At 56.0% G+C, this 21,336-nt stretch carries 15 protein-coding genes and 1 pseudogene; 13 read left to right on the top strand and 3 right to left on the bottom strand.

The window, feature by feature from the left end; genetic code table 11:
- Window positions 1-9 precede the first annotated feature (9 nt).
- The gene (locus ACR0JW_RS22395; RefSeq protein WP_480714210.1) at window positions 10-78 is read left to right on the top strand and encodes a universal stress protein; all 69 of its coding nucleotides are present in this window, start codon (window positions 10-12) and stop codon (window positions 76-78) included.
- 124 nt (window positions 79-202) lie between these two features.
- Here ACR0JW_RS22395 and ACR0JW_RS22390 read toward each other — a convergent pair whose 3' ends face one another.
- Window positions 203-640 (bottom strand): hypothetical protein, encoded by a 438-nt coding sequence (locus ACR0JW_RS22390; protein ID WP_480714484.1) that lies wholly within the window; start codon window positions 638-640, stop codon window positions 203-205.
- Between ACR0JW_RS22390 and ACR0JW_RS22385 the strand changes: the two are divergent.
- From ACR0JW_RS22385 to ACR0JW_RS22340, 10 genes and pseudogenes are all read left to right on the top strand, one after another.
- Window positions 560-724 (top strand): annotated as a pseudogene (locus ACR0JW_RS22385) (IS6 family transposase); the annotation flags it as partial. The gene ACR0JW_RS22390 and the pseudogene ACR0JW_RS22385 overlap by 81 nt on opposite strands.
- Window positions 725-1,147: 423 nt before the next feature.
- Window positions 1,148-2,821, top strand: coding sequence for an acetolactate synthase large subunit (locus ACR0JW_RS22380; protein ID WP_170681120.1), 1,674 nt, complete (start codon window positions 1,148-1,150; stop codon window positions 2,819-2,821).
- A gap of 970 nt (window positions 2,822-3,791) precedes the next feature.
- Window positions 3,792-4,376, top strand: coding sequence for an ANTAR domain-containing protein (locus ACR0JW_RS22375; RefSeq protein WP_170681118.1), 585 nt, complete (start codon window positions 3,792-3,794; stop codon window positions 4,374-4,376).
- Window positions 4,373-5,542, top strand: coding sequence for an ABC transporter substrate-binding protein (locus ACR0JW_RS22370; protein ID WP_170681115.1), 1,170 nt, complete (start codon window positions 4,373-4,375; stop codon window positions 5,540-5,542). The genes ACR0JW_RS22375 and ACR0JW_RS22370 overlap by 4 nt, the downstream gene beginning before the upstream one ends.
- A gap of 270 nt (window positions 5,543-5,812) precedes the next feature.
- Window positions 5,813-7,177, top strand: coding sequence for a CmpA/NrtA family ABC transporter substrate-binding protein (locus ACR0JW_RS22365; protein ID WP_170681113.1), 1,365 nt, complete (start codon window positions 5,813-5,815; stop codon window positions 7,175-7,177).
- Window positions 7,178-7,250: 73 nt separating this feature from the next.
- A complete protein-coding gene (locus ACR0JW_RS22360; protein ID WP_170681111.1) occupies window positions 7,251-8,333 on the top strand; it encodes an ABC transporter permease in 1,083 nt (360 codons plus the stop codon).
- Window positions 8,334-8,338: 5 nt separating this feature from the next.
- Entirely contained in the window at window positions 8,339-10,018 is a 1,680-nt protein-coding gene (locus ACR0JW_RS22355; protein WP_480714481.1) for an ABC transporter ATP-binding protein, read from the top strand.
- 4 nt (window positions 10,019-10,022) lie between these two features.
- Window positions 10,023-12,458 carry a nitrite reductase large subunit NirB gene (gene nirB / locus ACR0JW_RS22350; protein WP_480714480.1) on the top strand — a complete coding sequence of 812 codons (2,436 nt, stop codon included), beginning with the start codon at window positions 10,023-10,025 and terminating at the stop codon, window positions 12,456-12,458.
- Complete coding sequence (nirD, locus tag ACR0JW_RS22345) at window positions 12,455-12,787, top strand: nitrite reductase small subunit NirD (RefSeq protein ID WP_170614615.1); 333 nt, start codon at window positions 12,455-12,457, stop codon at window positions 12,785-12,787. The genes nirB and nirD overlap by 4 nt, the downstream gene beginning before the upstream one ends.
- A complete protein-coding gene (locus tag ACR0JW_RS22340) occupies window positions 12,787-15,447 on the top strand; it encodes a nitrate reductase (protein ID WP_170681105.1) in 2,661 nt (886 codons plus the stop codon). Before nirD ends, ACR0JW_RS22340 begins: the two co-directional genes overlap by 1 nt.
- 516 nt (window positions 15,448-15,963) lie before the next feature.
- Here the strand turns inward: ACR0JW_RS22340 and ACR0JW_RS22335 are convergent.
- Together ACR0JW_RS22335 and ACR0JW_RS22330 are read right to left on the bottom strand one after the other, a co-directional pair.
- Window positions 15,964-17,331 (bottom strand): sensor histidine kinase, encoded by a 1,368-nt coding sequence (locus ACR0JW_RS22335; RefSeq protein ID WP_480714479.1) that lies wholly within the window; start codon window positions 17,329-17,331, stop codon window positions 15,964-15,966.
- On the bottom strand, window positions 17,328-17,996 hold the full coding sequence (locus tag ACR0JW_RS22330) for a response regulator transcription factor (protein WP_170681103.1): 669 nt from the start codon (window positions 17,994-17,996) through the stop codon (window positions 17,328-17,330). Before ACR0JW_RS22330 ends, ACR0JW_RS22335 begins: the two co-directional genes overlap by 4 nt.
- A gap of 139 nt (window positions 17,997-18,135) precedes the next feature.
- On the opposite strand from ACR0JW_RS22330, the gene ACR0JW_RS22325 reads away from it, so the two are divergent.
- On the top strand, window positions 18,136-19,224 hold the full coding sequence (locus tag ACR0JW_RS22325; protein WP_170681101.1) for a type 2 periplasmic-binding domain-containing protein: 1,089 nt from the start codon (window positions 18,136-18,138) through the stop codon (window positions 19,222-19,224).
- 80 nt (window positions 19,225-19,304) lie between these two features.
- A complete protein-coding gene (locus ACR0JW_RS22320) occupies window positions 19,305-21,335 on the top strand; it encodes a tripartite tricarboxylate transporter permease (protein ID WP_480714478.1) in 2,031 nt (676 codons plus the stop codon).
- Window position 21,336: the final 1 nt, after the last annotated feature.

Raw genomic sequence — 21,336 nt, 5'->3', positions numbered from 1 at the left:
TTTGAGGACATATTTCTAGGTTCCACTGCGAACAGAGTCGTGCATCACGCCAAGTGTTCGGTTCACGTAATTCGTTGATCCAAAGCTAGCGGTGTGTGTTCTTTTTGGAGCGTTCCCTCACTTAGTGAGCCAAATTAAAGTGAGACAATAGGCAACTATGTCAAGGAAGCCTTGGGTTGCGGTTAGATTTTCTACATTTTTTTCAGCTTAACTGCGGTATTGATTTTATTAGAATGAAGGATGGCCTTGTAGGGCGAACTTGGATGTAGGCGGGCCGCGGGCTTTCCAAACCTTCGTCCATCGACCGTGTCAGATCAGATAGTTCTGATACCGCTTCAGATTCCTGTTTTTCTGTTCCGCACCGCTCTGCAAAGTCTTTCTCTTTACAGATCAAATTACTGCGTGCTCTCGTTAGAAGAGAGAGCAAAGAAGGACGGCAGGAGGCCTTGTCAGAAGTACTTTGCTTGAGCGGGGCAGGGCGGTTGCGTAGCTTTTGTCCATGATCAAACCTGCCTCGTTCAAATACTTCAAAACCAGCCCCGAAATCATCCGTCTTGCGGTGATCTCGTACATCCAATTTCCGCTTTCCTTGCGGAATGTGGAGGATTTGCTGCAAGAGCGAGGCATCAATGTTAGCCATGAAACTGTCCGATACTGGTTTAACAGGTTCGGCCAGGTGCTAGCTTCAGAGTTCAGGTGCAAGCCGGTGCCACAACTGCGCGCTTTGCCGCTTTGTAGGCAGAGCGGTCATTCAAATCGTCTCGCAATACCGCTCCACAGCGAACAGTTGGAAAGTCCGTTTAGCAGACATGTAGGAAAGGCGATCCCCTCAAAGGTTCGGGACACATCTGAGCCGACTGTCCAATTTTTTTGGGCCGCTTCAAATAATGCTATTTAATTGGCCGCGCGGATACTTGTTCGAATTCATTTTGCAGTGCCTACTTTACACTGGTACTGCTGTTTAAGCTATCCTTCGCGCGTGCTGTATCGAATTAAAGCAGGTGAAATTCGATGGTGGTGCGTTAATTCAAGCATCGGTGGTTGCAAACCACTGAAAACAGAATTTTCCGCATCCTATTTGAATTACTGACAACTCATGAGCATGTGGAGCCAAACCGACCGGCCCAATGTGATTTTAGGAGGGAACATGTCCCCTTTATATCAAACTGCGTCGTCGTTCACCAAAGCCTCGGATTTGCTGGTCGAAGCGCTCGAGGCGGAGGGCGTTGAGTATGTTTTTGCCGTCCCGGGTGAGGAAAACCTGGATGTTTTGGAGTCCTTGAGGACGTCCAAGATTGAACTTGTCCTGACCCGTCACGAACAGGGGGCGGCATTCATGGCGGCAACGTATGGGCGTTTGACTGGCAAGGCGGGGGTTTGCATGGCAACACTTGGTCCCGGTGCCACAAACTTTGCCACACCCGCAGCTTATGCGCATTTGGGCGGGATGCCTCTGGTTATGATAACGGGCCAAAAACCGATCAAGAAATCGAAACAGGGGCAGTTTCAGATCATCGATGTGGTGGGTCTGTTTGATCCGATCTGCAAGATGTCCAAGCAGATTGTGCACGGCAACACCATCCCCTCGTTAATCCGCGAAGCGTTTCGCGTCGCGCAAGAGGAGCGACCCGGTGCGGTTCTGCTGGAACTTCCTGAGGATATAGCAGCCGAAGATACCACCGAACCAGTCCTGCAACCTCATCCGCGTTACTATGCCGTGGCAGGTGACACGGTTCTGAATGAGGCGGCCGAGATGATCCGCTCAGCCAAAATGCCCTTGCTGCTATTGGGGGCAGGTGCCAACCGGAAACACGCCCGCAGTGCGCTCAGTCAGTTTGTAAATGATACGCAGATTCCTTTCTTTGTCACGCAGATGGGCAAAGGCGTGGTGGACGAACGGTCCGATCTGTTTTTGGGAACGGCAGCGTTATCCGATGGGGACTACTTACATTGCGCGATCGAACGGGCAGATCTGATTATCAATGTGGGTCACGACGTGGTGGAAAAGCCTCCTTTCTTCATGAAAGAAGGCGGAACCAAGGTTATCCATGTGAACTACAAGGCCGCGCAGGTCGACCAAGTCTATTTCCCGCAGGTCGAGGTTGTTGGCGATCTGGCTCAATCTATTGAACGGCTGGGAAAGAAGCTTGACGGTCCCTTGGAGTTTGACCGCAGCTACTTCGAGCGGGTCAAACAGGAAACCGACATGCACATCTCGGCAGGCGCAGATGATCCGCGTTTCCCAGTAATCCCGCAGCGTTTTGTGGCCGATACGCGCAAAGTTATGCGGGATTGCGATATCATCGCGTTGGACAATGGCATCTATAAAATATGGTACGCGCGAAATTATCAGGCCTACCAGCCCAACACAGTCCTGCTGGATAACGCACTGGCCACGATGGGAGCCGGCCTTCCCTCCGCCATGATGGCGGCCAAACTTTATCCAGACCGTCGCGTTATGGCGATATGTGGCGACGGCGGCTTTATGATGAATAGTCAGGAGATTGAGACCGCTGTTCGACTAGGGCTCAATCTGGTTGTGGCCGTGTTGAACGACAACTCGTACGGGATGATCCGCTGGAAGCAGTCTCACGCCGGGTTTGAAGATTGGGGGCTGGAGTTCAAAAACCCTGATTTTGTGGAATATGCCAGAAGCTATGGTGCGACAGGCCACCGGGTAGAGCGAACTGAGGATCTGGTACTGACCTTTGAGAAAGCGTTTGCAACTGATGGCGTCCATCTGATCGATCTTCCTGTTGATTACAGTGAAAACCAACGCGTTCTGATTGATGAACTGGCCGAAAAGGTTTGTTTGATCTAATCTGTTTTGTGGAAGGTCTGTCGGAGCGCTTTGGCCTAAGGCGGGTGAAGGTTTTGCCATTTAGAAATGGGGGTTCATCACCGGCGAGACGCGCTTCAAGCTGGGCTAGCATTTCAATGTAGTTTTTGAACGCTTTGGCATAAGTTTCCTAATCTGAAGAAAAACCAGCTCTGTATCCGTTCTCCCAGGGTGATCCTGGTTCGATGTAGGCGGTCTTCGCACCGACGGCGACGATCCAGTCCCGGGACTTCATGCGCAGCGAATCCTTGGCCGTTACCGTCACACTCAACCTAAATGGCGCTTACTCGGAAGTCGTGTAAAGCGAGTTAATGCCAAAGCTGCGCATCTGGGAACCGGGTGCGCGGCATCTAAGCGGCTATTCGATACTGCGACGTCAATGACGGCAAAGTCAGCATGTCAGTTATTCGGCAAGGTTCACGCTAGCGTCTGCTCTCTGCATAAGCGGACGTTCCCCGTCCGAACCACGGCACGACCCCTGCCGATGACCGCTTAGCGCGGAAGAACGGCCTTCTGAATAATTTGCTCGGATGTCTCCCAAGAGCCCAGACCTACAACGCAAAGTTAAAGGCATGCTGCACTTGCATCCGGCAATTCGCAGTCCAGAGCGTACATCGCCATTTTGCTCATCGGGCGGGAATCCGGACATTCGCTGCGATCGCGGAATAACGTGGTTCTTGCCGTCAAAGCGGACCTTCGATTTCGCATCGTCGATGAAATTGCATTTCGACCCGTCAGATCCAGAGATTGGCCCAAATGAAAATCCAAAGGGCCGATCAATTGCGCCACGCCAGCGCTAATGCCAGATTTCTTTGGTGGCATGTAGATAAACTGTGCAGGCATTCCGTTGAATGTAAAAGTATGCTGAAAAAATAGGCAAACTGGCAGCTTGATGTAATGCTCAGTGGCCTTGGAATTGCGATCGATGAAGTTTGGGCGCACTTGGGTGCCTATGAAACAACACCTTACCGTCGTTGTCGTCGAGCAGAACCAAGAACGTGCTTTTGCAATTGTGGATGCTTTGAAAGAGTCTGGAGACGTAGACGTTTCTGTAATCGGCAATGTCTCTGGACTGGCACGTAGAATCGCAATGCATAGCCCAGACATAGTTCTGATCGACATAGACAATCCTTCGCGGGATATGCTTGAAGAGTTGACCGTTGCCTCCGGCCCGATGGAGCGACCGGTGGCCATGTTCGTCTCGGGCGCTGCGGGCGGATTAGCGAAAGCCGCGGTTGAGGCCGGGGTATCAGCTTATGTGGTCGATGGTTTGCAAGCCGAGCGCATCATACCCGTGATCGATACCGCCATCGCCCGGTTTCAGGTACTTCGCCAGATGCGGACCGAACTGGCCGAGACCCGCCGCGCGCTGGAAGAACGCAAGGTGATCGAGCGCGCCAAAGGGTTGTTGATGAAAGCCAAGGGTGTGTCTGAAGACGAGGCCTACGCCCTTCTGCGCAAAACGGCGATGAACCAGAACCGCCGGGTTGCAGATGTGGCCGAAGCCTTGGTCACGGCTTCGGGGTTGTTGTCATGAGAACCGTTAACCTGCCTGTCGCCTTTATCCCGCTGGTTGACGCGGCCCCGTTGATTGTCGCGCGCGAGATGGGGTTCGACCATGCCGAAGGTATTTCGTTGGACCTGCGACCTGCTCCGTCATGGTCCTCCTTGCGCGATATGTTGGCCTTTGGGCATGTGGACGCGGCGCATCTTTTGTCACCTATACCCGTCGCAATGGCCTTGGGTTTGGGCGGTATCGCGACGCCGCTTTCTGCGGTGTCCGTCCTTTCCCTGAATGGCAACGTCATAGGTGTTGGAACTCAATTGGCCGGGCGCCTGACCGATCAGGGCTATGGCTTCGATTTCGCTGATGCCGCTGCGGCTGGGGCTGCACTGGCAAAGGCTGCTGGTGAAGTTTTGGTGTTCGGTGTGCCGTTTCCGTTTTCGATGCATGTTGAACTGCTGCGCTATTGGGTTGCGGGAACCGAACTGGCGTCGAAACAGATCGAAATCCGCACTGTTCCGCCGCCTCTTATGGCGCAGGCGCTTGCGGGTGGCGAGATCGATGCCTTCTGTGTGGGCGAGCCTTGGGGCTCATTCGCCGTGGATGACAATGCTGGTACTTTGCTGCTGCCCGGTAAGGCGATCTGGACCTGCGCACCTGAAAAGGTGTTGGCAGTTAGAAACGACTGGGCCGAAACCGAGCCGCACCTGCTGGGCAGCCTCATGCGAGCAGTTTGGCGCGCGGGGCGTTGGCTTTCAAACACGCACAGCCGAACAACCGCGTCCGAGATGCTATCTCGCATAAGCTACCTCAACGTCTCACCCGAACTAATCGACCGAGCATTGACGGGCGAATTCACGATCTCGGCGCGCGGCGAGCAACGCCACGTGGATGGGTTTGTCGAGTTCTTTGAAGGCGCTGCCACCTTCCCATGGCGCAGTCAGGCCAAGTGGATAGCGCATCAGCTAGCACAACGGAACGGGATCGATGTCAGCACAGCCGAACGTCAGGCCGCCCGTGTCTTTCGCAGCGACCTCTATCGGCGCGAGCTATTCGGGCTGGGTGTCGAAACCCCCGGAGCGTCAGAGAAGCTGGAAGGGGCGCTTCCTGAGTCGACCACCGTAGCCTCGACAAACGGAAACTTGATTCTGGCGCCGAACGTCTTCTTCGACCGTCGCATTTTCGAGCCAACGGGGTAAGAGTGCCTAAAAATTTTGCAGCGCAGCATCAAATCACGCTGCATCGCAGAAAAAAGACACTTTGACGTTCAAAACCGGGTGACGGCTCGGATCAAGGATGTCTAAATCGGGTCATCGTAAGGCAACGACGCCCACCGACGGAATTCGCCCACAATCCAGGGCACCTTACAAGAGCAAAGCCGCTCGACCATCCGCCACCTCCTCCCGGCGGACTGTGTCGGCGGCTTTTTTGTTTGCCCAAGAGGTTGGGCTGAACCGAAAGGGATCGAGATGAAAAAGCTACTTTTAGGCCTGGCCGCAACGACGGCACTTGTGTCTCCGGCACTGGCCGAACTGGAACTGGAAAAAGACGAACTGACCTTTGGCTTTATCAAACTGACCGATATGGCACCGCTGGCTGTCGCCTATGAGAATGGGTACTTTCTGGACGAAGGCCTGTTCGTGACGCTGGAAGCACAAGCCAACTGGAAAATCCTATTGGATGGCGTGATTGACGGGCAGCTTGACGGGGCGCACATGTTGGCCGGGCAGCCTTTGGCCGCCACTATCGGATACGGAACCGAAGCGCACATCGTCACGCCCTTCTCAATGGATCTGAACGGGAACGGCATCACCGTGTCCAACGAGATTTGGGAAGAGATGAAGCCGAATATCCCGGTGATGGATGATGGCCGCCCTCAACATCCGATCAGCGCCGAAGCACTGGCGCCGGTCGTTAAGAAATACAAATCCGAAGGCAAGCCCTTTAACATGGGCATGGTCTTCCCGGTTTCGACCCATAATTACGAACTGCGCTATTGGCTGGCCGCTGGAGGGCTGCATCCGGGGTTCTACAGCCCGGACAACGTCACCGGTCAGATCGGGGCGGATGTGTTCCTGTCGGTGACACCTCCGCCGCAGATGCCCGCCACATTGGAGGCGGGTACGATCTATGGCTACTGCGTGGGTGAGCCGTGGAACCAGCAGGCCGTGTTCAAGGGCATCGGCGTTCCCGTGGTCACCGATTACGAGCTATGGAAGAATAACCCCGAGAAGGTTTTCGGCATCACTGCCGAGTTTGCCGAGGAATATCCGAATACCACTCTGGCAGTGACCAAAGCGCTGATCCGTGCCGCGCAGTGGTTGGATGAAAACGACAACGCCAACCGTCCCGAAGCGGTCGAAATTCTGAGCCGTGCGGAATATGTTGGCGCGGATTATGACGTTATTGCCAACTCGATGACCGGCACGTTTGAATACGAGAAAGGCGACAAGCGTGAGGTTCCCGATTTCAACGTGTTCTTCCGCTATAACGCGACCTATCCGTTCTATTCGGACGCTGTCTGGTACCTGACCCAGATGCGTCGTTGGGGTCAGATCGCAGACGCGAAGCCGGACAGCTGGTATGACGAAGTGGCCAAGTCGGTCTACAAGCCCGAGATCTACCTGGAGGCCGCCCGTCTGCTGGTTGACCAAGGTCTGGCGGATGAGGCCGATTTCCCCTGGGACAGTGATGGCTACAAGGCACCAACGCCTGCCGAGGATATCATTGACGGGATCGCCTATGACGGCCGCACACCCAACGCCTATCTCGAAAGCATGTCCATTGGCCTGAAGGGCGAGCAGAAGATCGTCGGCTCGGACGTTCAAGGCTAATTCCTCAGCTCCACGTTCGGCCACGGTCGGGCGTGGGCTTCACAAGTGCCCCGCCATCGCAAGGACACATCAGATGACGACCGTCGATCCCGAATTCAACGCAGACGCCGCCCGCCAGGAGCGTCGCACCCGCCTTTTCACCCGCATCAATGCAGCCGACAAATGGTTCCAAGTGTTGGGCCTCAGCTGGGCCACGCCTGTTCTGAAGGCCGCCGCCGGAGACAATCCCCGCGCTCAGATGGCCGAGATCTGGCGCTTGCTGATCGTGCCATTGCTGTCGATCTTCGCCTTTCTGCTTCTGTGGGGCACGCTGGCGCCCAAGGTACAGACCTCGCTGGGCGCGGTCCCCGGGCCAGCGCAGGTTTGGGCGGAGATGGTCGGCCTGAATGAGGACGCCAAAGCTAAAGCGGCAAAACGCGCCAAGTTCGAAGCCATGGTCGAGACGCGCAATCAAAAGTTTATTGATGCCGGCCAGCCGGAGAAGGTGAAAGACGTCGCTTTCACCGGGGCTCCGACCTACTACCAACAGATCTGGACCTCGATCAAAACTGTGTTTTTTGGCTTTTTGATCGCCACTGCCCTTGCGGTCCCGCTGGGCATCGCCGCGGGTCTTTCGCCAACGGCAAATGCCGCGCTGAACCCGCTGATCCAGATATTCAAACCGGTCTCGCCACTGGCGTGGCTGCCGATCGTCACCATGATCGTTTCGGCTGTCTACGTCACCAATGACGGATGGTTTGCCAAGTCCTTCTTGATCTCGGCCATCACGGTGACCCTGTGTTCGCTGTGGCCGACGTTGATCAATACCTCTCTGGGTGTTGCGTCCATCGACAAGGACCTCGTAAATGTCTCCAAAGTCCTGAAAATGAACACCTATACCAAGATCACCAAGCTGGTGCTGCCCTCGGCGCTGCCGCTGATCTTCACCGGTTTGCGCCTTAGCCTGGGTGTCGGCTGGATGGTTCTGATCGCGGCTGAAATGCTGGCGCAGAACCCCGGTCTGGGCAAGTTTGTCTGGGATGAATTCCAGAATGGCTCGTCCAGCTCTCTGGCCAAGATCATGGTTGCGGTTTTCACCATCGGCATCATCGGCTTCTTGCTGGACCGGGTGATGTACGCGCTGCAATCATTCTTTACCTTTACGAATAACCGGTGATCGAGATGAGCATTCTGAGCTTCAAGAACGCCTCGAAATCCTTTGGTGAAGGCACGGCGCGGACCGTTGTTCTGAAAGGGATCGATCTGGATGTGCAAGAGGGCGAGTTTCTGGTGATCCTCGGCTTCTCGGGTACCGGCAAGACGACCCTGATCAATTTGATGGCCGGCCTGGATATGCCGACCAAGGGCGAGGTCACGTTCAAAGGCACTCCGATCAAGGGGCCGGGCCCGGAACGTGGCGTGATCTTCCAGAACTACTCGCTGATGCCGTGGTTGACGGTCAGCGGCAATGTGGGTCTGGCGGTGGATACGGTCTTTCCTGGCCTAAGCAAGGCCGAGAAAGCCGAGAAAGTGGCGGATTACGTCAAGATGGTTGGACTCAACCACGCCGCCTCGCGCCGCCCGGCGGAGTTGTCCGGCGGGATGCGCCAGCGGGTTAACGTGGCGCGCGCGCTGTCGATGAACCCCGAAGTTCTTCTGCTGGATGAGCCTTTATCGGCGCTGGATGCGCTGACCCGCGCCAATCTGGCCGATGAGATCGAACATATCTGGGAAGCCGACAAAAAGACCTGTGTCCTTATCACCAATGATGTGGATGAGGCGATCATCCTGGCCGACCGGATCATCGCTCTGAACCCGGACGGGACTTTGGGGCAGGAGTTCCGCGTGTCGATCCCGCGTCCACGGGATCGGGGCGCGATGAACAACGACGAGACCTTCAAACGTCTGCGTGCAGACGTCACCAAGTATCTCATGGATGTGGGTATCGAGGCCAAAGTCGAAGGTTCGCGCATCCTGCCCGATGTCACGCCAATCCACGGAGTCCCCACTGCTGTTGCCGAGGCACAGAAAGGAATGATCGAGAACCGCTTTCTCGATTTCTCGCAACTGCACAAGGTCTACCCGACGCCCAAAGGTCCGCTGACCGTGGTTGAGAATTTCGATCTGAAGATCGACAAGGGCGAGTTCATCTCACTGATCGGCCACTCCGGCTGTGGCAAGTCCACGGTTCTGACTATGGCTGCCGGGCTAAACGAAATCTCGAAGGGTGCGATCAAGTTGGATGGCCGTCACGTCGAAGGGGCCGATCCCGAGCGCGCCGTGGTGTTCCAGTCGCCCAACCTGTTCCCCTGGCTTAGCGCCAAGGAAAATGTCGCAATTGGCGTCGACAAGGTCTACCCCAAGGCCAGCATGGCCGAGCGGCAAGATGTGGTCGAATACTATCTGGAACGTGTCGGTCTAGCTGACGCGATGGACAAGTCTGCCTCCGATCTGTCGAACGGCATGAAACAACGCGTCGGCATCGCCCGCGCCTTTGCTCTGTCGCCCAAACTATTGCTGTTGGATGAGCCTTTCGGGATGCTCGACAGCCTCACACGCTGGGAATTGCAGGAAGTCCTGATGGAGGTCTGGTCCCGCACAAAGGTGACTGCGATCTGCGTCACCCATGATGTGGACGAGGCGATCCTTCTGGCCGATCGCGTGGTGATGATGACCAATGGTCCGCAAGCGACCATCGGGAAAATCACCGAGGTCGACCTGCCGCGCCCCAGGACCCGTAAGGCATTGTTGGAACACCCTGATTACTACGCCTACCGGCAGGAAGTTCTGGACTTCCTTGAAGAATACGAACACGGCGCCAAGCCGAAATCGCCTGCCCCCAAGGCGATTGCAGCGGAGTGAAACCATGAAACAAAGACTAGTTGTCATAGGCGCAGGCATGGCTTCGGGCCGGGTGCTGGAGCACCTGACCGATGCTGCACCAGATGCGTTCGATATCACCCTGTTTAACGCGGAACCGCGCGGAAACTACAACCGCATCATGCTCAGCCCGGTTCTGTCGGGTGAGAAGACCTATGAAGAGATCGTCACCCATGACGACGCTTGGTACGCCGAGCGAAGGATCACCTGTCGCTTTGGCGAAAAGGTGGTCAGGATCGACCGCGGGATGAAGGTGGTCGAGGGGGCGAACGGCCATGTTCCATACGACAAGCTGTTGATCGCGACGGGGTCGAACCCGTTCATGATCCCTCTGCCTGGGCATGATCTGGATGGCGTGATCGCCTATCGCGATCTGGAAGACACCCGGCAGATGATGGGTATGGGCCCAGGCAACAAGGTCGTTGTGATCGGTGGCGGTTTGCTGGGTCTTGAGGCGGCTGCAGGCATGGCCGCCCACGGAGTGGACGTCACCGTGGTGCACATCATGGGCCACCTAATGGAACGCCAGTTGGATGAGGCCGCCGGGTATCTGCTGAAGAAATCGCTTGAGGATAAAGGCATAAAGATCTGTCTGCAGGCGAACTCCAAGGAAATCATTGGGCAAGGCGGTAAGGTTCGCGCGCTTTTGCTGGATGACGGGACCGAGTTGCCTTGTGATCTGCTGGTCATGGCAGTTGGAATCCGCCCCAATACGGCACTGGCGCAGGAGGCCGGTCTGGCCACTGGGCGCGGCATTCATGTGGATGACCAGATGCTGACCTCGGACCCGGACGTTTTTGCCGTGGGCGAATGCGTCGAACATGACGGAGAAATCTTTGGCCTTGTCGCGCCGCTTTATGATCAGGCGAAGGTGGCAGCGCAGTCGTTGCTGGCGGAAGACGCTGCATTCGCACAGAAAACCCTCTCGACCAAGTTGAAAGTCACCGGCTGCGACCTGTTCAGCGCAGGCGATTTTGCCGAAGGCCCCGAGCGCGAGGATATTGTGTTCCGAGACCCCTCGCGCGGGGTCTATAAACGGCTTATGATCGAAGAAGATCGTCTGGTTGGCGCCGTGATGTATGGCGACACTGCCGATGGCAGCTGGTTCTTCGGGCTAATCAAGGACGGCACCAGCATCGAAGAGATGCGCGAGACGCTGATCTTCGGCCCTGCCTATCAGGGGGGTGACACTGCGGACCCTCTCTCAGCCGTTGCAGCATTGCCGCTTGAGGCGGAGATTTGCGGCTGCAACGGCGTATGCAAGGGCGATATTGTCGCTGCGATCAACGCAGGTGCTGGCGATCTGGGGGCCGTACGTGCAAGCACCAAAGCCAGTGCCTCCTGCGGCACATGCACGGGTTTGGTCGAACAGGTTTTGCAAATCACTCTGGGTGATGACTTCCAAATGCCAACGGCGCAACCCGTCTGCGGCTGCACGGATCTGACCCATGAGGATGTGCGCCGCCTGATCAAAGGGCAGGAGTTGAAAAGCCAGGCTGCCGTCTGGCAGGAGCTTGGATGGAACACGCCCAACGGCTGCCATGTCTGCCGCCCCGCGATCAACTATTACTTGCTGGCTGATTGGCCGCTTGAGTATCAGGACGACCCGCAAAGCCGGTTTGTCAACGAACGCAAGCACGCAAACATCCAAAAGGATGGTACGTTCAGCGTGGTGCCCCGTATGTGGGGTGGGATTACCACACCAGAAGAACTGCGCGCCATCGCGGATGCGGCGGATAAATACGACGTGCCAACCGTCAAGGTCACTGGTGGCCAGCGGATCGACCTTCTGGGCGTGAAGGGTGAGGACCTGCCCGCGATCTGGTCGGATCTGAACAAGGCGGGTCTGGTCTCGGGCCATGCTTATTCCAAGGGTTTGCGCACGGTGAAGACCTGTGTCGGAACCGATCATTGTCGGTTTGGAACGCAGGACAGCACCGGGCTTGGGATCAAGCTTGAGCAAATCCTGTGGGGGTCGTGGACGCCTCACAAGCTGAAGCTGGCCGTGTCGGGCTGCCCGCGCAACTGTGCCGAGGCCACCTGCAAGGATATCGGCGTGGTTTGCGTGGACTCTGGGTTTCAGATCAGCATCGGCGGAGCTGCCGGCATGGATGTGAAAGAGACCGAATTGCTGTGCCAGGTGCCAACCGAAGACGAAGCAATCGAGGTTGTGATGGCCGTCACTCAGGCCTATCGGGAAGGCGGCAAGTACTTGGATCGTTTGTATAAATGGATGGGCAAAGTCGGCATAGGTTGGATCAGGGGGCATTTGGTCGACGATCTGGAAAACCGCGCGGCTCTGGTCGAAAGGTTCGAGCTGTCTCAAAGCATCTACCGCAAGGACCCGTGGGCCGAACATGTGCGGGACAAGGCGCAAACCTACGCGCCGATTGCAGATTTCACATTGGAGGCCGCGGAATGAGCTGGATCGACGTCGGGCATATCGATGAGGTGCCACTGCGCGGGGCGCGCCTGATAAAAACTCATATCGGCTGCATTGCGATTTTCCGAACTGCCGAGGCCGAAGTCTTCGCAGCTACCAATAATTGTCCCCACAAGGGCGGCCCGCTGTCCGAAGGCATCGTGCATGGTCAGTCGGTGACCTGTCCCTTGCACAATTGGGTCTTCGATCTGAACACGGGCGAGGCTCAGGGCGCGGATGATGGTCGCATCACAACCTATCCGGTGCGGCTGGAAGGCAGTCGTATCCTGCTGGACGACAAAGCGGCAACCCGGCGGAGCGCGGCCTGATGGACGGAAGTGGTCTGCCCGAAGTTCGCTCGACCTGCGCGTATTGCGGCGTTGGCTGCGGTGTGCTTCTGCGACCTGATGGAGTTGGAGGGCTGACCGTACGGGGCGACCCGGATCATCCAGCGAACCATGGTCGTTTGTGCTCGAAAGGGTTGGCTTTGGGTGAAACCGTGGGGTTGGAACACCGGTTGCTGGCTCCTCGCGCCTTTGGTCAGGACACCAGCTGGGATAACGCGTTGCGACTGGTCGCAGACCAGTTCTCTGCCGCGATAGCTGAACACGGGCCGGACAGCGTCGCGTTTTACGTCTCGGGGCAGTTGCTGACCGAGGATTACTATGTCGCCAACAAGCTAATGAAGGGCTTTATGGGCTCGGCGAATATCGACACCAACTCTCGGCTTTGTATGGCCTCGACCGTGGCCGGACACAAACGCGCTTTTGGTACTGATACGGTGCCTGGAACTTATGAGGATCTGGATCAGGCTGACCTGGTTGTGCTGGTCGGCTCGAACCTCGCTTGGTGCCATCCCGTTCTCTATCAACGTCTCATAGCTGCGCGTCAGGCGCGGGGCGCGAAGATTGTGGTTATTGACCCGCGTCGAACAGCGAGCTGCGATCAAGCCGACCTCCATCTGGCGCTTCAACCGGGCAGCGACGTCGCATTGTTCAACCGCTTGTTGGCTAGAATTCACCAAACGGGGCATGTGTCAGCGGATTTTCTGGATGGCAGTGTTGGGTTCAATGAGGCGGTTGAGCTGGCACAGCTTGACGATCCTGAAGAGACAGGGCTGAGCCCTGATGAGATTGAAGCTTTCTGCGATATGTGGATTGGGACTGAGCGCGTTGTGACAGTCTTTAGTCAGGGTGTGAACCAGTCTTCCAGCGGAACCGACAAAGTCAACGCGATCCTGAACTGCCATTTAGCCACCGGACGGATCGGTCGTGAGGGAATGGGTCCGTTTTCAGTCACCGGTCAGCCAAACGCCATGGGTGGTCGAGAGGTGGGCGGCTTGGCCAATATGCTCGCGTGCCATTTGGATATCGAGAATAAAGCCCACAATGCAGCCGTCCGGAAATTCTGGAAGGCACCCAATATGCCACAGAAGCAGGGGCTCAAAGCAGTCGACTTGTTTCGCGCTGTCGAAAGCGGCCAAATCAAAGCACTGTGGGTCATCCACACCAATCCGGCGGCCACTATGCCAGATGCAGACCGCGTGAAGGCGGCCATCGAAAACTGTCCATTCACAGTTGTCAGCGACCTGACCGCCAGAACAGATACCGCGCGTGTCGCAGATATATTGCTGCCAGCAGCGGGTTGGGGCGAAAAAAGCGGTACAGTTACCAATTCGGACCGCACGATCAGCAGACAACGCGCCGTTTTGGCGCCTCCGGGACAAGCGCGCGCGGATTGGGATATTTTGGCCGAAGTGGGCCGCCGCATGGGCTGGACAGAAGCATTCAGCTATGAGAACCCAGCACAGGTTTTTCGAGAATACGCGAAGATGACTTCGCTCGCCGTATCATTTGGCAAGGATCTGGATATTACAAGTTTTTCGGACCTTGATGACGAAGACTATGAAGCGCTGAGCGCAACACGGTGGCCGACGACATCTCGTAAATCAGATGGCCGTTTTTTCGGCGATGGGCAATTTTTCCATCCTGATGGTAAAGCACGTTTTGTGCCTGTTACCTATCGTCCACCTAAAGCGACGACTTCAGAACAATTTCCGTTTCTTTTGAACACGGGGCGAAACAGGGACCAGTGGCACACCATGACAAGGTCCGGGTTGTCGCCGCGACTGTCAGCCCATCTTGCCGAGCCTTATGTTGACGTTAACCCCAACGACGTTGATCGATTGGGCCTTAGTGCCGCAGATTTGGTTGAACTCAACAGCTCAGTTGGAAGCGGTATATTTCGGCTTCGGGTCACGGAGTCTGTGGCACTAGGTCAAGTGTTTGCGCCAATTCACTGGACGGGTGAAACGGCCCCATCAGCCTGTGTGGATGCGCTTGTTCCAAGTGTGACTGATCCGATTTCAGGACAGCCGGAAAGTAAGTCAACACCGGTATCTATAAAACCTATGCATGCCGCGTGGTACGGCTTTGCCGTTTCAGTTGACGCGGCGGCCCCTGGCTCAGAGTACTGGGCAACAACCAAAACACCCAACGGCTACAGGATGGAGTTGGCAGGCAAGCAGATCATAGACGATTGGGAAAGCACTGCCCGCGATTGGTTTGGGCTAGCGGATGCCGAGGCCACCGTAGTAGAAGATCCAAAGAGGGGCTCGTTCAGGATAGCGCTGACAGACGAGCAGCGCGTATTGGCAGCGCTCTTCGTCTCGCACCAACCTATCACACTGATGCGAGACTATTTGGCAAGCTTTCCCAAAGTGACGCCTCAGCAGATTTTGTCTGGCCGTTCCTCTGCGTCTTCAGAGGATTGCGGACCAATTGTCTGTTCCTGTTTCGAAGTCGGGCTAAAAACCATCATCCGTGCCATTCATGACCAGCATATGATCAGTGTGGACGACATCGGAGATGCCCTTCAGGCTGGAACGAATTGCGGGTCTTGCCGGCCAGAGTTGGCTGACTTGCTCACCGAGCATTCGAAATCAATCCGCAACAAACAGAAGAACTGCCAGCAAGAACAATCCGCGTAGATTCAAGGTTCTTTTGAACGGTACTGCGGTCCGCTATGCTTGGTTTTCAAAGCCAGCGCAGGTTCCATTCAATCTATAGAACAGATCAAGTTGGGCCCTCCTAACCGGTTCGAACAAATTGGTCAGACAATGGCTTCGCCCTGTGCTCCAAACCAACACTCGCGTCCCAGTTTCGCGTTTGCGGCGAATGTCTCCTCTGACGAGCCACACAACGGCTAAGGCGACCGAAGCCGAACGGCAGGTTAGGGCCGTTCGTTTAACTTTGCAAATTCCGGTTTCTGCGCATTTCCGACGTTCTACAGCCGGGATGCTGCCCGGCAGCGAATTGGAGATTTGTCCCGCATAGCGGTCGCCCGCGATAATCACGCGAAGGTCAGCACCAAGCCCAAAGACGACATAGATATAGATGATAAGCGCTGCGTTCGTCGTTCAGGGCGAAAAACTGACTTTAGCGGCAATCGAAAAACTCGCCTTAACATTTACTGGTTTCGGGTTCCGAGGGGAATTTGAAACAGATTACAGGACTATGGGGAGCTCAAGCGTAATGCTCGCTCCTCTTTCGACTTGGTTGATTTCGACAATTCCTCCGTGGCGCTGCGCCACTGCAGAGACGATTGATAACCCCAATCCGCTGCCCTCGGAATACTCCAACTGAGAAAACCGATTGAATGCCACTTCGCTTTGGTCTGGCGAAAGGCCAGATCCGTCATCCGCCACAGTTAGGTTGACGAATTTGCTGTCACACCGCAGCACAACTGAGATTTGGCTTAACTTTGGGCCACCGTGTTTGACTGCGTTGTCCAGCAGGTTTTTTAAAGCCTCAATCAGAAAGACCCGATCGCCGGATACAGTGACTGCCGTCTCAGGCATCGTGACATCAAACTCGATACCCTTTGCGAGGATGTGAACTCCCATCTCAGCGCAGGCCACTTCCACGACCGAACGAAAGTCAATTTTATCCATTTGGTCTTGGTGCGTCGGCTGCCTGAGCCTCTCAAGTGACAACAACTGTTCGGCCACTGTTGCTGAGTTTTTAGCCGCTGCAACAAGCTCTGAGATGCGTTTTTCTCGGTCGTCATCCGTTTTCGCATCCTGCAGCGCTTCGGCCATTGACTGAACGGCTGCCGCTGGATTCCGCAGCTGATGTGCAGCTTCGGATATAAACACTTGGTGGGCGTTGATACTTTTTTCCACCTGACCAAAAAGCCGGTTCAGGGTTCTGACAACACCTTGAACTTCGATTGGGACAGGGCGCTTGATTTCACTGAGGTCATCTGGTGAACGCAGGTCAATTGCGTCCTGCAAATCCAACAAGGGCCTCAGGCCACGAGCGACGCCGAACCACACCACAATGGCGAGGGCGGCCATCAGAATTCCCATGAGAATTCCTGCGCGGATTGACAGTTCATTTGCAAAAGCAATGCGATCGGCCATACGTTGCCAAACTGTAACCGTCGCGTCTCCGACTAGATTTTCTATGGTCACTCGTTCCGTCATCTTAAGAACGCGGACCGGTTCTTGGCGGTAGAGGGCTTCGAAAAACTGCGGCTTGTACACCTCTTGAGCAGACGGGTTAGTGGCGGCCGGAGGGTAGGCATAGCCTGTCACATAGATGCCGCCGGGGCCCGTTACGTGGTAAAAAATCTCTCCGCCCGATGCGTCGCGGATCATGCGGCGTGTAGTTGGTGACAGCGCGTCACCTCCTGAAATCGCAACATCTCGCGAAATTGCGAGACCAGCAGATAACAGGCTGTCGTCGAACAATTCCTGAGCCGTCTTTTGCGCAATCATAAAGCGCCAAAGACCAAGCAGGGCGGCAATTAGCACCAAGGGAGTCAGGATAAGAATGAAAAGCCTTAACCTGAGCGAGCCGTGATTGATCACTTCTGCACCTCAAGCAGATATCCAAGACCACGGGCTGTCTTAATTCTAATACCCAGATCTTGAAGACGTTTTCTCAGCCGAGATACATGAGGTTCAACGGCCGAGACCTCGACATCGGAGCCCACGCCATAGACATAATCTGTGAGTTGGCTTTTGGGAACAATTCTGCCCCTGCGCTCCAACAGGCATTCAAGCACCGCGATTTCCCGCCGCGGAATATCCATAACTTCGCCTTGCACACTTACCTGACGGGCAGTGCGGTCGAATTCCAGGCCGCCGATGCTCTCTTTTGCTCCGTACTCGAGTTCCTTGCGTCGAGAAAGCGCCCGGATGCGTGCTTCCAATTCGTCCATTTCGAATGGCTTAACCAAGTAGTCATCGGCCCCCATATCCAACCCCGAAACCCGATCGCTTGTTTCGGCACGTGCCGTAAGCAAGATCACCGGTACGCCATCGCCACGATTGCGAATAGATTTCAGGATCTCCAGCCCTGACAGCCCGGGCAAATTGATATCCAAAACGACTAAGTCTGCGCCCTCTTGCGCAAGATACAAGTCAGCCTCATCGCCATCCAAAAGCACTTCTGCTGCATGACCCCGGTCACGTAGGCGATAGGCAATAGCTTTGGCGAGGGTCTCGTTGTCTTCGACGATGACGATCCGCATCGGGTCTCCTGCAAGTTTCGCGCAAGGTTGGCATTCCATGATTGCCAGATGGGAGGGGGAATCAACCCCACAGTTCTATTTGCGATCACGGTAGCGCGGAGGGCGTTGACGTGGTTGTCTGGTCAACAGGGAGGAACCAATGACCATTTCCAACTTCACCCGTCGCGCCGTCGTGGGGCTGATCGCTGCCGCCGGTATCACAGCGCCTGCCGCAGCCGAGGTTGATTTCTCGGGTAAGACTGTGGAATGGGTCATCCCGTTCTCGGAAACAGGCGGGTCCGCCAAATGGGCCAACTTCTTTGCGCCGCTTCTGTCCGAAGCTCTACCGGGTCAACCGACAGTGGTCGTGAAATTTATGCCGGGCGCTGGTTCGACCAAAGGCGCAAACTGGTTCCAGGAGCAGAGCCATGATGATGGCACCCTCTTGTTTGGCACCTCCGGTTCAACTCAGTTCCCGTATCTGCTGAGGGATCCGCGCGTGCGCTACGAATACAACGACTGGATTCCTGTTATGGCATCCGGAACCGGTGGTGTCGCCTATCTGAACGCAGAGGATGGCGCGAAGTTTGATGGCTCTGCCAATGCGCTGAAGGACACCAACTTCATCTACGGTTCGCAGGGTGCAACACGTCTTGACCTTGTGCCTCTGCTGGCCTGGCAAATGCTTGGCATGAATGTCGAGCCTGTCTTCGGCATCAAGGGACGCGGAGACGGTCGTCTGATGTTCGAGCGCGGCGAAGCTAATATCGACTATCAGACCTCGTCCGGTTATCTGGGCGGATCGGCCCCGCTGGTTGAATCCGGTCAGGCTGTGCCGATGATGACCTGGGGTGCTCTGGATGCAGACGGCAACATCGTCCGTGACCCAACCTTCCCGGACATCCCGACATTCAAAGAAGTATGCGAAGCCACCGATGGTTGTGAAACCAGCGGTGAGGCATGGGATGCATGGAAGGCGTTCTTTGTAGCCGGTTTCCCGGTTCAAAAGCTGGCCTTCCTGCCGGGTGATACACCTCAAGAAGTGGTCGACGCATACACCGCAGCGTTCCAGGCTGTAACCGAGCGTGGCGACTTTGCCGACATCTCCTCGAAGCGCGTGGGCAAATACCCGGTGTTCGTAGGTGACGGCTCCAAGTCGGCGCTTCAAACCGCGACAAACGTCGACGACAACGCCAAAGCCTACGTTCTGAACTGGCTTAAAGAAGCCTACGGTGTCGAGTTGAACTAAGCCGAACAATCACAGCGCGTGCCCACAGCAATGGGCGCGCGCATTTGATCCCTACAAGAATTGAATGAAAGGCGGCCGCTATGGAGGTTTTCGCCACAGCTCTTCCTGCGCTCAGTGACGCGTGGGGTCTGATCCTGCAACCCATCGTTCTGGGGTATCTTGTTCTCGGTGTCGTTATGGGACTGGCAGTAGGTGTTTTCCCCGGACTTGGCGGCATTGCCGGCCTGTCCCTGTTGCTGCCTTTCATGTTCGGCATGGACCCGATCCTTGGATTGGCGTTGATGATCGGGATGGTTGCCGTTGTTCCGACCTCTGACACCTTCGCATCAGTTCTCATGGGCATCCCCGGGAGTTCCGCCTCGCAAGCGACCGTGCTGGACGGCTTTCCGATGGCGAAAAAGGGCGAAGCCGCGCGGGCGCTGTCTGCAGCCTTTGCGTCATCGCTGTTTGGCGGTCTGGTTGGTGCAACCTTCCTGACCATGTTCATCCTGGCCGCGCGGCCCATTGTTCTGGCATTCGGTCTGCCCGAGATGCTGATGATCACCATTCTTGGCTTGTCTATGGTTGCCATCCTAGCCGGACGTATCCCGTTAAAGGGCGTTGCCGCCGCTGGGCTGGGCCTGATGGTTGGTACGATTGGCGAAGCGGACGCTGGCGGATCGCTGCGTATGGCGACCTATGACATTCCCTATCTAACGGATGGTCTGAAGTTGGTCATCGTTGGCTTGGGTATCTTTGCGGTGCCCGAAATCGTCTCGCTGCTGCGACAAGACCGATCCATTGCCAAGGGCGCTTCGTTAGGGGCTGGTTGGCTGGATGGCGTCAAAGACTGGGCTGCGAACATCTGGTTGTCGGTCCGCTGTTCGATCATCGGCGTGGTTGTCGGTGTCATTCCTGGCCTTGGTGGCTCGGTCGTTGACTGGATCGCTTACGGCCATTCGGTTCAATCGACCAAAGACAAAAGCAACTTCGGCAAGGGTGAAGTGCGCGGCGTCATCGGGCCGGAAAGCTCGAACAACGCCAAAGAGGGCGGGGGGCTCGTCCCAACGCTGCTGTTTGGTATCCCCGGCTCGGGTTCGATGGCGATCTTTATCGGCGCTGTTGCACTGTTGGGATCCGGCGATATCGAGGTTGGTCCTAGCATGCTCAAGGATAATCTCGACATCACCTATTCGATTGTCTGGCTGCTGGCTCTCGCCAACGTGGTGGGCACCATCCTATGTATCGCCGCCTCGGGCGGGATCGCCAAACTGACGACAATCCGCTTCACCTATCTGGCGCCGTTTCTGTTCATGCTGATCAGCTTCGCGGCATTCCAGTCCGGCCAAAACTTCGAAGACCTGCTGGCCCTGTTCGTCATCGGTCTGATCGGCATTTTCCTGCGCCGTTTCGACTGGTCGCGCCCGGCCTTTCTTATTGGGTTCGTGCTGTCGAACCCGGTTGAAAAATTCACCAACCAGGCGTTCCAGATTGCCTCTTTCCGCTTCCGCAAGAGCTTTGGCGAAGGCATGGAGTATGTTTTCAGCCCGATCGTTATCATACTGATCGTGGTCACCTTGGTTTCGGTCATTCTAGGCATTCGTCAAGCCAAGATGATCATGGCCGAAGGTGAGGTCAAATCCGGCAGCAAGCGCGCGCCGCTGATCTTTCTGCTGGTGATCATGGCCTATCTGATCTTGGCTTTGGTCAATGCCAACATGATCCCTGACTACAACATGACCGACAAGATCATCCCGCTGGTGATCGGCAGCGTGTCGCTGTTCTGCTGCGTCCTTCTGTTGATCCAGATGATGCGGCGACCCGAGGGGGATGCAATCTTTGCCGACAAGGAAATTGCCGGCGAGGATGCAAGCGCGCCACATGGACTTTGGTCAACGCTCGCGTGGTTCGCAAGTCTGATCGCGGCCACCTGGGTTGTGGGGTTCATCCTCGCCCTGATCGGGTTCCTGATCGCATTTTTCCGCATTCGCGCCGGGACCAGCTGGCAGATGACGCTGCTCCTGACGGCCTGCGGCATCGGTTTCATGTGCTTTATGGCTGGTGCCCTGAACCGGGATTTCCCGCCGGGTCTGCTGCAAGACATGGTGAACCTGCCATGGCCGCTAAAGTAGG

This window comes from Ruegeria sp. BG6, assembly GCF_056538465.1.
This window is presented reverse-complemented; position numbering and strand designations above follow the sequence as displayed.